The organism is Pigmentiphaga sp. NML080357, from assembly GCF_002188465.1.
Lineage (GTDB): Bacteria > Pseudomonadota > Gammaproteobacteria > Burkholderiales > Burkholderiaceae_B > Pigmentiphaga.
The window spans coordinates 31,893-44,508 of record NZ_NINW01000041.1 but is presented as its reverse complement, the minus strand read 5'-3'; the positions used below and the strand labels follow the sequence as shown (position 1 = coordinate 44,508).

Here is a 12,616-nt window from a genome sequence, read left to right as displayed (position 1 = left end):
GCTCCCATGCTTGAAGGATTCGTTCCATTCCCGCCCGAGTTCGCCCGCCGCTATCGCCAGCGGGGGTATTGGCAGGACCGTTCGCTGGCGCAGGAGTTCGCGCAGATGTTCGAGCGCTATCCGGACCGCGTGGCGCTGATCGACGGCCCGCGGACCTACACGTATGCCGATCTGGACAGGCTGAGCGACAACCTGGCGCTGCACCTGCTGGCGCTCGGGCTCAAGCCGCTGGACCGCGTGGTGCCCACCCTGCCCAACGTGGCCGAATTCGTGATCCTGTACTTCGCGCTGCAGAAGATCGGCGCGATCCCCATTGCGGCCCTCGTCACGCATCGCTATCTCGAAATCAGCCAGTTCGTCAGGCTGGCGCAGGCGCGCTGCTGCGTCTATCCGGCCGTCCAGGGGGACTTCGCGTTCGGGCCGGTGATCGAACGCGTCCAGAGCGAGAACGATTGCCTGCGGCTCAGGCTGGTGCTGGGGCCCGCAGGCCCGGGCGAGCATTCGTTGACGGCGCTCATCGACACGCCCGCGCCCGGCGATCGCTCGGCGTTGCGCGATATCCGCATCGACCCCGAGGACCCGTGCATTTTCCAGCTCTCAGGGGGCACCACGGGCATTCCGAAACTGATACCCCGCACGAACAACGACTATGCCTACAACTCCAAGGTCGCCTCGCAGGTCACCCGGGTAGAGCCCGATTCGGTCCTGCTGCTGGTCCTGCCCATCGCCCACAACCTGCCGCTGGCCTGCCCCGGCATACAGGGCTTCCTGCTCAACGGCGCCAAGGTGGTGCTGCACGCCAACACGCGGCCCGCCGAGATGTTCGCGCTGATCGAGCGGCATCGGGTCACTCACCTGAAGGTCGTGCCGGCGCTGCTGATTAGGCTGATCAACGACCCGGACATCGGCAAGTTCGACCTGTCTTCGCTCAAGCTCATCCAGAGCGGCGGTCAGCGCATGCAGCCGGAGGTGCGCCTGCGCACGCGCCGGCTCATCCCGAGCGCGCTGGTGCAGGAGAATTTCGGCATGTCGGAAGGGCTCTTGATGTTCGTGCGCCATGACGATCCCGAGGATGTGCTCATGGAGACCTGCGGGCGTCCCGTGTGTCCCGACGACGAGGTCAAGCTGATCGACGACGAGGGCCGCGAGGTCGCGCCGGGGGAGGTGGGGGAGCTGTCCTGCCGCGGCCCCTACACGTTGCGCGGCTACTTCGGCGTGCCGGAGTACAACGCCAGGCAGTTCACTCCGGACGGCTTCTACCGTTCCGGCGATCTCATGCGCATGCATCCCTCGGGCAATTACGTCGTCGAGGGCCGCAAGAAAGACCTGATCAACCGGGGGGGCGAGAAGATCAGCGCTGAGGAGGTCGAGAACCTGATCCTCATGCATCCCGCGGTACAGAACGTGGCGTGCGTGCCCATGCCGGACCCCGCCATGGGAGAGCGCATGTGCGCATGCGTGGTGCTGCGCAAGGGCGCGTCGCTGACGCTCGAGGAGCTGGTCGCATTCCTCAAGGAGCGCGAGATCGCCAAGTTCAAGCTGCCCGAGCGGCTCGAGGTAATGGGCGATTTTCCCGTTTCCACCTTCGGCAAGGTATCGAAGAAGACCCTGGCCGAGATGGTGGCCGCCAAGGCGGCCTGAGCGCCGCATCGACACGAGACGAGATTTCCATGCGCATCATCGACCTGCATTGCTACCCCGGGACGCAGACCTGGATCGACGCCCAAGGGCCTTATGTCGACGCCCTGGCCACCTACTGGAAGCGGGAGTGGGTGGGCAAGACCGAGGACGAAGTCGTGGCCGAGTTCGCCGCCGCCGGCGTCGACGCGTGCCTGGTGGCACTCGACCTCGAGACCACCGTCGCGACGCCGCCATGCACGAACGAATACGTGCACGGCATGTGGAAACGCCACGCCGGCCGCATCATCCAGTGCTGGGGCGCACTGGAGCCCGCCAAGGGCGAGATCGCGATCCGCCAGGCGCGCACGGCGGTGCGCGAACTGGGTTTCATGGGTTTTCATTTCCACCCAATCATGCAGCACTTCGCCGTGAACGACCGGCGCTATTACCCCTTGTTCGAGGAAATCGCGTCGTTGGGCGCGGCGGTGATGATCGACGTGGGTACGACCGGAATGGGAGCGGGATTGCCGGGGGGCATGGGGGCGCGGATACGCCATGCCCACCCTTCGGCCATCGACGAGCTGGCCGCCGATTTTCCCGGCCTGAAGATCATCATGGCCCACCCAGGCTGGCCCTGGGTGGACGAGACCACGGCGGTGGCGCTGCACAAGGGCAATGTGTACTGGGAAATGTCCGGCTGGGCGCCCAAGTACTTTCCCGGCAACCTCAAGGTGGACATCCGCGGCCGGCTGCAGGACAAGATCATGTTCGGCAGCGACTACCCCAGCTTGCCTTACGCGCGCATCCTCAAGGAATGGGAAGAGCTGGGCTACACCGACGCGGTCATGGAGAAGGTCATGCATGCCAATGCCGAACGCGTGCTGGGCCTGTAGGCCGGAGCCGGGAACGGATCCTGCTGCGCATGGCGCCTCGTCAGGGAGAACGCCATGCGCAGATCGACACTGGGAAGACTTCTTCTATCCGCCGGAATGATCGTTGCGGCCCCCATGGCCGCGGCCCAGACCGGCAGCGGCGCGAGCACCGGCCAGAGCGGGGGCAGCAACCAGCCGAGCGGCTCCAGTTCAGAGAGCCCCACGCGCGGCAGCTCGAATGCCGGTCCGTCCGGTGCGTCGGGCAATGCCCAGCAGAGCGGGTCCACGCAGGGCAAGCCGGGCCCGGGCGGCGCCGGGCAACCGGGCGGCACGATGCACGGCGGCGCCCAGGATCGGCCCGCGGACCGGGGAGCCGCCAATCCCGGGGGCAAGGACCCGGCCACGGGCAAGGACCGATCCACCGGGACGGAGTCGTCGGGTACGGGCGACCGGTCCGGCTCGAACCGCAGCGGCAGCCGGATGCTGCGCTGACATCCGGGGCGCTTCGCCTCGACGCGGCCGCGTCCACGCAGGTCCCGGGCGGTCGCTTCGGCGGCAATCGCGCGCGGGTACAATAGGCGCATGCGCCGTCTCTTCATCCTGCTGCTCATCGCGTTTCTGCCGTTCCAGGCCACCTGGGCGGCGGCCGCCGCGTATTGCCTGCATGAAACCGGCGCCGTGGTCCAGGACCATTTCGGTCATCATGAGCACGTCCACCACGACACAGCGGACAAGGCCGAGGCGAAGAAGGCCGTGCATACCGATTGCACCGTCTGCCACATGATCGCGCTGCAGGCCGTGCTCAACGGCCCGCACGCCGTCTCGATCGGCCCCCCCGCACACCCCCGGTCTCCCGCGCTGCCCGAATTCCTGGCCGCCGCGCCCGTCTCGCTTCCCGAACGCCCGCAGTGGTTCGCGCTCGCCTGAGCGGCGGGACGCGATTTCCTTTCGTCTCGCCGAATTCGCTGATCCACTTCCAGGTGCAATTCGATGCGCAGACTTCTATGGCCGCTCGGGCTGGCGGCCGCATTGTCCAGCCCCTTGGCCGCGGCGCAACCGCGGCCGGACCCCCTTCCCATTCTCGACCAGGTGCCGGCCGCCGGCGGGCCGCTGACGCTGGATACCGCGCTGGCGCTGGCCGCCGCGCATAATCCGGCGCTCGCCGCCGCCGCCAGGGAGGCCGAGGCATTGCAAGGCGGCACGATTCAGGCGCGCCTTCTTCCCAATCCCGAAATCTCGTTCAGCGTGGAGGATACGCGCCGCGACACGCGCACCACGGCTGCCGAGCTCAGTATTCCGATTGAACTGGGAGGCAAGCGGTCGGCGCGCATGCTGGCCGCCGAACAAGCGCAGGGTGTCGCGGTGGCGGAGCTGGTGGCCGCGCGTGCCGCGCTGCGCGCCGCCACGGTCGGCGCGTTCTTCGACGTACTGGTCGCGCAGGAGCGAAAGCGGCTTGCGGACGGGTCGGCGCAAGTGGCGGCCCGTGCCGCCGACATCGCGGCGCGCCGCGTTGCCGCCGGCAAGGTGGCGCCGCTGGAGGAAACGCGGGCGCAGGTCGAGCGGGCCAATGCCGAGCTTGACGCCGAGGCGGCGCGCGCGCAGCTGGTTCAAGCCCGGCAGGCGCTCGGTTCGCTCTGGGGAGACCCGGATGCGGGGTTCGGGGAGGCCGTGGGCATGATCGACGCGCTGCCGGCCAGGCCTCCGATCGAGGCGTTGCTCCGCGATCTCGCGCAGTCTCCCGAGCTGGCCGCGCACCGACTGGAGGTCGAGCGCCGCAAGGCCGTGATCGAGGTAGAGCGAAGCAAACAGTATCCGGACGTGCGCCTGACCGCGGGGTCGCAGCGCAACAACGAGCTGGGGCGGCGGCAGACGCTGCTCGGCGTCGCCATCCCGTTGCCGCTGTTCGACCGCAACCAAGGCAACCTGTACGAGGCCACCGTGCGCGCCGATCAAGCCCGCGACTTGCACCGGGCGCTGCAGGTCAGGCTGGAGCAGGAGCTCCGGCAGGCATCGTCGCGGCTGGCGCTCGCGCGCAAGAGCGCGGAAACGCTCCGGGATGCGGTGCTGCCCGGCGCGCAACGCGCTTACGAGGCCGCCACCCGAGGCTTCGAGACGGGCAAGTCGGGCTTTCTGGACGTGCTCGATGCGCAGCGCACGCTGTTCCAGGCACGCATCCGCTATCTGGCCGCCATGGCCGACACCTACCAGGCCGCCATCGCGATCGATCGCGTGCTCGGCCGCTGAAGGACTCGCAACATGCGATAACCACAAGACAGAAGGCCGCGATGGCGGCGATCGTGGCCGCGGGCGTGCTCGCGGTGTCCGCCGTGTTGTTCACGTCCGGCAGGCATGCCGAGGACGACGGCCACGCCCATGGAGGGCCTGTTGGACAAGCCGCGGGCGACCACGCCGACGACGGCATCGTGAGGCTGACCGAGGCCCAGGTCCAGGCTGCCGGCATACGGACGGCCGAGGCAGGGCCCGGCATCCTGCGGCCGGGCAGCGAGTTCCCGGGAGAGATCCGCTTCAACGAGGACCGGACGGCCCACGTCGTGCCCCGGCTCGCCGGCGTCGTCGAGCGGGTCTCGGCGGACCTCGGTCAGGAAGTGCGGAAGGGACAAGTGCTGGCCGTGATCGCCAGCACGGCGCTGTCGGACATGCGCAGCGAACTGTTGGCCGCCCGCAAGCGCCTCGATCTGGCCAATGAGACCTTCGCGCGCGAAAGGAAACTGTGGGAAGAGAGGATTTCCGCCGAGCAGGATTACCTGCAGGCGCGCGCAGCCCGCGAGGAAGCCGCGATCGCGGTGCAGAACGCCGCCCAGAAGCTGCAGGCGGTGGGCGCGGCCAGTTCGGCTCCCGCCTTGAACCAGTACGAGCTGCGGGCGCCGTTCGACGGCACCGTGGTCGAAAAGCACATGGCCATGGGCGAGGCCGTCGGCGATACCGCAACGGTGTTCACGATCACGGACCTGAGCGCGGTATGGGCCGAGTTCATCGTGGCTCCCCGGGATCTCGCCGCGGTAAGGGTAGGCGAGCGCGTGACGATCTCCTCGTCCGTGCTGAACGAGACCGCCGAGGGGCGGGTTTCCTACGTCGGGCCGCTGCTGGGCGCGCAGACGCGCACGGCCACGGCGCGCGTGACGCTGCGTAATCCGGGCATGGCGTGGAGGCCGGGACTGTTCATCACGGTCCGGGTGTTGCGCGACGAAGAGCCGGTCGCGCTTGCCGTGCCCGCCGATGCGATCCAGACAGTGGGAGAGCGCAGCGTCGTGTTCACCGTCGTTCCCGGGGGCTTCAAGGCCCAGCCGGTGAAGACCGGACGCCGCGACGATGCCCAAGTGGAGGTGCTGGAAGGACTCGAGCCCGGGACCCGCTACGCCGCGGCCAACACCTTCATGCTCAAGGCCGAGCTCGGCAAGGCGAGCGCCGAACACGCCCACTAGACCCGTGCGCCGGCGCATGTCGCGGAACGCGGGCCGCCGGCGCGCACAGACAGGAATCTTCCATGTTCGAACGGATCATCCGCTTCGCCATCGGGCAGCGATGGCTGGTCATGCTGGCGGTGCTCGGCATGGCGGCGCTGGGCGCGTACAGTTACTCGCGCCTGCCGATCGACGCCGTGCCCGACATCACCAACGTGCAGGTGCAGATCAATACCGCGGCGCCCGGCTATTCGCCGCTCGAGACCGAGCAGCGCATCACCTATCCCATAGAAACCACCATGGCCGGCCTGCCGGGGCTGGCCCAGACGCGTTCGCTGTCCCGATACGGCCTGTCGCAGGTGACCGTCATCTTCAAGGACGGCACCGACATCCATTTCGCGCGCCAGCTCGTCAACCAGCGCATCCAGGAGGCGCGCGAGGCCCTGCCGGCCGGCGTGACGCCCACGCTCGGGCCGATTTCCACCGGCCTGGGCGAGATCTACATGTGGACGGTGGAGGCCGAGCCGGACGCCCGCAAGGAGGACGGTACGCCCTATACCCTGGCCGACCTGCGCGAAATCCAGGATTGGGTGGTGCGGCCCCAGCTCCGGACGGTGCCGGGCGTGACCGAGGTCAATACCATCGGCGGCTACGCCAAGGAGTATCTGATCGCGCCCAATCTCGAGCGCATGGCCGCGCACGGGCTGACGCTGGCCGAGGTGGTGGCCGCGCTCGACCGCAATAACGTGAACGTGGGCGCCGGCTACATCGAACGCGGCGGCGAGCAGTACCTGGTGCGCGCGCCCGGCCAGGTCCGCTCTGTCGACGACATCCTCGACGTGATCGTCGGCCGGGCGCAGGGCCAGCCGATACGCGTGCGCGATATCGCCGACGTGGGAATAGGGCGCGAGTTGCGGACCGGCGCGGCTACCGAAAACGGCAGGGAGGTAGTGCTCGGCACCGTATTCATGCTGATCGGCGAGAACAGCCGGGCCGTGGCGCGGGCCGTGCACGAGCGCCTGGCCGCCGTGAACAAGACGCTGCCCGAGGGCGTGAAGGCGGTGACGGTCTACGATCGCACGGTGCTGGTGGACAAGGCCATCGCGACCGTCAGGAAGAACCTGCTCGAAGGCGCGATCCTGGTCATCGTGGTGCTGTTCCTTTTCCTCGGCAATATCCGCGCAGCGATGATCACGGCGCTGGTCATTCCGCTGTCCATGCTGTTCACCTTCACCGGCATGGCAGCCTACCGGGTCAGCGCGAACCTGATGAGCCTGGGCGCGCTGGACTTCGGCATCATCGTCGACGGCGCCGTGGTCATCGTCGAGAATTGCGTGCGCCGGCTGGCCCACGCGCAGGCCGAAGCGGGCCGGGCGCTGACTCGCGACGAACGTTTCCGCGAGGTGTTCTCGGCCTCCAGGGAAGCGCGGCGGCCGCTCATTTTCGGCCAGCTCATCATCATGATCGTCTATCTGCCGATCTTCGCCCTTACCGGCGTGGAGGGCAGGATGTTCCATCCCATGGCCATCACGGTGGTGCTGGCGCTGCTGGGAGCCATGATCCTGTCGATCACCTTCGTGCCGGCGGCTGTCGCGTTGCTGCTCGGCCAGCGCGTGCAGGAAAAGGAAAATCGCCTGATGGCCACCGCACGCCGCCTGTACGTGCCGCTGCTGCGCGGCTCGCTCGCCAACGCGCCGGTGGTGCTGACCTTCGGCGCGGTGGCCGTGGCGTTCGCGCTGGCCCTGGCCACGCGGCTGGGCGCGGAGTTCATTCCCAGCCTCGACGAGGGCGACTTGGCCGTACAGGCCTTGCGCATTCCCGGCACCAGCCTGACCCAGGCCATCGCGATGCAGGAGGAACTGGAGCGGCAGATCGCCAAGGTGCCCGAAGTGGAGCGTGTTTTCGCGAAGATCGGGACGGCGGAGATTGCCTCGGACCCCATGCCGCCCAACGTGGCCGATACCTACATCATGCTCAAGCCGGTCCAGGACTGGCCGGCGCCGCGCCGATCGCACGAGGAGGTCGTGGCCGCCATCCAGGCGGTGGTGGCCGGCGTTCCCGGCAGCAACTACGAGTTCACCCAGCCCATCCAGATGCGCTTCAACGAGCTGATATCCGGTGTGCGCAGCGACGTCGCGGTCAAGGTCTTCGGCGACGACATGGCACAGCTCGAGCGGACGGCGGCCGGGATCGCCGCGGCCCTGGCGCGCCTGCCGGGCGCCGAGTCGGTCAAGGCGGAACAGACTGCCGGCCTGCCCATGCTGACGATCTCGGTCGACCGCCAGAAGGCGGCGCGCTACGGCGTGAGCCTGGCCGAGGTGCAGGAAACCATCGCCACCGCGGTGGGCGGCCGCGAGGCCGGCATTTTCTTCCAGGGCGACCGCCGGTTCGACATCCTGGTGCGCCTGCCCGACGAGGTCCGCGGCGATATCGGCGCCCTCCGGCGGCTGCCGGTGGCGCTGCCGCGCGGCGAGGGCCAGCCGCGCGTGGCCTTCGTGCCGCTGGCCGAGCTGGCGCATTTCGAACTGGCGCCCGGCCCCAACCAGATCAGCCGCGAGGATGGCAAGCGGCGCATCGTGGTCAGCGCCAACGTACGAGGCCGCGACCTGGCTTCGTTCGTGTCCGACGCCCAGGAGAGCGTTGCGGCATCGGTTCGGATTCCCCCCGGATACTGGATCACCTGGGGCGGCACGTTCGAACAGCTGCAATCGGCGGCCGAGCGCCTGCAATGGGTCGTGCCGGCGGCGCTGCTCCTGGTGTTCATGCTGCTCTTCGCCATGTTCGGCAATCTGCGGGACGGGTTGATCGTATTCACCGGCATCCCGTTCGCGTTGACCGGCGGCATGCTGGCTCTGTGGCTGCGCGGCATCCCGCTTTCCATCTCCGCCGCGGTCGGCTTCATCGCGCTGTCGGGCGTGGCGGTGCTGAACGGACTGGTCATGCTTTCCTTCATCAGGACGCTGCGGTCGGAAGGCCACGGACTGGACGACGCCATCCGGCTCGGGGCCTCGGCCCGGCTGCGGCCGGTGCTGATGACAGCGCTGGTGGCCTCGCTCGGCTTCGTGCCGATGGCGCTGGCGACCGGCACCGGGGCGGAAGTCCAGCGGCCCCTGGCGACCGTGGTCATCGGCGGCATCATCTCGTCCACCGCCCTGACCTTGCTCATCCTGCCCGTCCTGTACCGGCTGGCGCACCGGAGGGCGGCGCTGGAGCAGGGCGTTTCATGACGGGAGGGCCCCCACGCTCCTATAGATGATGGACAACATGTATTGAATAAATGATGAACATCATTTATTATCGGCGCTCGTTCGCAAGAAGGAGGGCCGCATGCCCCGCGTATCGCGACAGCAGACCGAGCAGAACCGCGCCGCCATCGAAGAAGCGTCGGCGCGGCTGTTCCGGGAACAAGGCATCCATGGCGTCAGCGTCGCCGACCTGATGGCGGCCGCCGGCCTCACGCATGGCGGGTTCTATGGGCATTTCGAGTCCAAGGACGCCCTGGCGGCAACGGCGTGCTCGAAAGCTTTCGCGCTGTCGTCCGAACGCTGGCGCCAGCGGATCGCGGATGCCGGCGATCCGCGCGCCGCGCTGCGCCTCATCATCGAGGCATTTCTCGGCCCTCGCGCCAGGGACAACCCCGGCAACAGCTGCCCGGCGGCCTCGCTGGTCACCGACGTGGCCCGCGAGGCGCGCGGCAAGCCCGTGCGCCAGAGCTACGTCGACGGCATCCAGGAGCTGATTTCCATCTTGGCGGAGCTGCAGGCCAGCGGCGATGCCGAGGCCGATCGCGACCGGGCGCTGGCCCAGTTTTCCACCATGGTCGGGGCGCTGCTGATCGCCCGGGCCACCGCGCCCGACCCCGTTTCCGACCGGATCCTTGCCGCTGCCCGCAGGCACCTGCTGTCCGACGGCGACTCCCTTCCCCATCCCTGACAGGATCCCATCGTGTTCGCCTATCCCGTCTCCCGCTGGCTGGCCCGGCGGGGCATCCACTTCTCGTGGGTCATGGTGGCCCTCGCTTTCCTGACCATGCTGTCGTCGTCGGCGGCGCTCGGATTGCCCGGCGCCTTCCTGCAGCCGCTGGCCAGGGAGTTCGGCTGGAACGTCGACCAGATCTCGTCCGCGCTGGCCGTGCGGTTCGCGCTGTTCGGCCTGATGGGACCGTTCTCGGCCATCCTGATGGAACGCTATGGCCTGCGCCGCATCATGTGCGCGGCCATGATCCTGGTCGCGGCGGGCCTGTTGCTGGCCACGCAGATGTCCGAGGTCTGGCACCTGGTGGCGCTGTGGGGGTTGCTGCTGGGCTTCGGCACCGGCCTGACGGCGGTGGTGCTGGGGGCGGTCGTCGCCACCCGCTGGTTCGACCGGCGGCGCGGATTGGTGCTGGGCCTGCTGACGGCCAGCGCGGCCACCGGCCAATTGGTGTTCCTGCCCGCGGCGGCGTGGCTGATCGATCATTTCGGCTGGCGCGCCGCCGTCGTGCCGGTGGTGGTCTGCTGCCTTGCCGTCGCCGCGCTGGCGTTTCTGCTGGCGCGCAACCGTCCCCAGGATCTCGGCCTGCTGCCCTATGGGGCCGATCCGGATGCGCCTGCCCCGGCGGCCGCGCCGTCGCGGCCTTCCTTCCTGGCACCGCTGACGGTCTTGCGCAGCGTGTCCGGCAGCAAGACGTTCTGGGTGCTGTTCGGAACCTTTTTCGTATGCGGCCTCAGCACCAACGGCCTGATCCAGACACATTTCATTTCGCTGTGCGGCGACTTCGGCCTGGCCGCCGTGCCCGCCGCTTCGGTGCTGGCGATGATGGGAGCATTCGATTTCGTCGGCACCATACTTTCGGGCTGGCTCTCGGACCGCTTCGACAACCGCAAGCTGCTGTTCTGGTACTACGGCTTGCGCGGACTCTCCCTGTTCTGGCTGCCGCATTCGGAATTCACGCTCTACGGACTGTCGCTGTTCGCCATGTTCTATGGGCTGGACTGGATCGCCACCGTACCGCCCACCGTGAAGCTGGCGGCGGCCGAGTTCGGCAAGGAGAGGGCGGGCATGGTATTCGGATGGGTGTTCGCCGGCCACCAGATAGGCGGGGCGATCGCCGCCTACGGCGCCGGGGTGGTGCGCACGCAGATGTTGACCTATACGCCGGCACTGTACGCGGCCGGCGCGGCATGTCTCGTGGCTGCGCTGATCGTCTTCCTGATCCGCCGGCCGGCGGCGGCTCCGGTTGCGGCCCCCGCATCCGGGACAGCCTGACGCAAGCCGCGCCATGTCCATCGATCCGCGTACCCGCCGCCTCATCGAGGCACCCATCGTACCGACCCTGCTGCGCCTGGCCGTGCCCAATACGCTGGTGCTGGCCGCCCAGGCGAGCGCGGGCCTGATCGAAACCTATTTCATCGGCCGGCTGGGCACCGACGCGCTTGCCGGCGTGGCGCTCGTTTTTCCGACCATCATGCTGATGCAGATGTTGTCGGGCGGGGCAGTGGGGGGCGGCATTTCGTCGTCGATCGCCCGGGCGCTGGGCGCCGGCCGGCGAGAAGACGCCAATGCCCTGGTCTATCACGCCATCCTGGTCGGCCTGTTGTTCAGCCTGTGCTTTACCGTGGCGGGCCTGGCCGGCGGCCGCTGGCTGTACGCCAGCATGGGGGGCACCGGCGCATCGCTCGAGGCGGCCCTGGTCTATTCGCGTTGGATCTTCGGCGCCGCGGCGCTCGTCTGGCTGTTCAACTCGCTGGCTTCCGCCGTGCGCGGCACGGGCAACATGAACCTTCCCGCAGTGGTCACATGTGCCGGCACCGCCATGCTGGTGCCGTTGTCGCCACTGCTCATCTTCGGCTGGGGGCCGCTGCCGGGGCTGGGCATCGCCGGCGGCGCCATCGCGCTGCTCGTCTATTACGCGGCGGGCAGCGTCGCGCTCCTGGCCTTCCTCTGTTCCGGCCGGGGCGTCGTCCGGCTTTCCTGGCGCGGCTGGACGCTGCGCTGGCTTCTTTTCCGCGACATCCTGCGCGTGGGGCTAGTCGCGGCCATATCCACGGCCGCGATCAATGTCGCCATCAGCATCGCCACCGGCTTGACCGGCCACTTCGGCTCCGCGGCCATCGCCGGCTACGGAACCGCATCCCGCCTCGAGTACCTGCTGGTGCCGCTGGTGTTCGGGCTGGGCGGCCCCATGGTCGCCATGGTCGGCGCCGCGATGGGCGCCGGCCGGCACGATCGCGCGCTGCGCATTGCCTGGGTGGGAGCGGGATGCGCATTCGTCGTGGCCGAGGCTGTCGATGTTCGGCAGCGAGCCCGGCATGCTGGCCACGGGATCGATGTACCTGCGCATCGTCGGCCCGGCCTATGGCTTCTTCGGGGCCGGGCTCGCGCTCTACTTCGCTTCACAGGGGGCCGGGCGGCTGTTCTGGCCCGTTGCCGGCAGCGTGGTCCGGCTGGGACTGAGCGCGGCCGGCGGGATGGCCGCCATCGCTGCCGGCCTGGGCCTGGCCGGGGTCTTCGGTGCGCAGGCGCTGGCGTTGGTGGTCTACGGCGCGATCAACGCCGGCGCCATTGCGCGCGGTGTCTGGTTCAAGGCGCCGAGTGCCGCGCGTTCGCCTCGCGCCGGAACGAGCATGCCGCCGGGATTCCCTCGACGGTGAATCAGGGTTTACCGCAGGGCCGCAGCTCAAGCGCTGGCCGTTATCATGTATTTGCCCTACCTATGGGTGG

Annotated in this window: 9 protein-coding genes and 1 pseudogene; all 10 read left to right on the top strand. The window is 68.6% G+C overall.

Going from position 1 to position 12,616, the window contains the following annotated elements; translation table 11 throughout:
* Positions 1–6: 6 nt before the first annotated feature.
* The 10 genes and pseudogenes from CDO44_RS18850 to CDO44_RS18805 all read left to right on the top strand — a co-directional run bounded on the left by CDO44_RS18850 (position 7) and on the right by CDO44_RS18805 (position 12,546).
* Entirely contained in the window at positions 7–1,641 is a 1,635-nt protein-coding gene (locus CDO44_RS18850; protein ID WP_087781831.1) for a (2,3-dihydroxybenzoyl)adenylate synthase, read from the top strand.
* Between the two features lie 29 nt (positions 1,642–1,670).
* On the top strand, positions 1,671–2,513 hold the full coding sequence (locus tag CDO44_RS18845) for an amidohydrolase family protein (protein WP_087781830.1): 843 nt from the start codon (positions 1,671–1,673) through the stop codon (positions 2,511–2,513).
* A 54-nt stretch (positions 2,514–2,567) separates the two neighbouring features.
* Positions 2,568–2,984, top strand: coding sequence for a hypothetical protein (locus CDO44_RS18840; RefSeq protein WP_144389552.1), 417 nt, complete (start codon positions 2,568–2,570; stop codon positions 2,982–2,984).
* 90 nt (positions 2,985–3,074) lie between these two features.
* A complete protein-coding gene (locus tag CDO44_RS18835) occupies positions 3,075–3,419 on the top strand; it encodes a hypothetical protein (RefSeq protein ID WP_087781828.1) in 345 nt (114 codons plus the stop codon).
* A gap of 63 nt (positions 3,420–3,482) precedes the next feature.
* Positions 3,483–4,736, top strand: coding sequence for a TolC family protein (locus CDO44_RS18830; RefSeq protein ID WP_087781827.1), 1,254 nt, complete (start codon positions 3,483–3,485; stop codon positions 4,734–4,736).
* 41 nt (positions 4,737–4,777) lie between these two features.
* Positions 4,778–5,935, top strand: a complete 1,158-nt coding sequence (locus CDO44_RS18825; protein WP_087781826.1) for an efflux RND transporter periplasmic adaptor subunit — start codon at positions 4,778–4,780, stop codon at positions 5,933–5,935.
* Positions 5,936–5,997: 62 nt separating this feature from the next.
* Positions 5,998–9,141: a CusA/CzcA family heavy metal efflux RND transporter gene (locus tag CDO44_RS18820; RefSeq protein WP_087781825.1), complete on the top strand. Its 3,144-nt coding sequence runs from the start codon at positions 5,998–6,000 to the stop codon at positions 9,139–9,141.
* Between the two features lie 100 nt (positions 9,142–9,241).
* Entirely contained in the window at positions 9,242–9,847 is a 606-nt protein-coding gene (locus CDO44_RS18815; RefSeq protein WP_087781824.1) for a TetR/AcrR family transcriptional regulator, read from the top strand.
* Between the two features lie 12 nt (positions 9,848–9,859).
* Positions 9,860–11,161 (top strand): MFS transporter, encoded by a 1,302-nt coding sequence (locus CDO44_RS18810; RefSeq protein ID WP_087781823.1) that lies wholly within the window; start codon positions 9,860–9,862, stop codon positions 11,159–11,161.
* Positions 11,162–11,174: 13 nt separating this feature from the next.
* Positions 11,175–12,546, top strand: a pseudogene (locus CDO44_RS18805) (MATE family efflux transporter).
* The last annotated feature ends 70 nt before the right edge of the window (positions 12,547–12,616 follow it).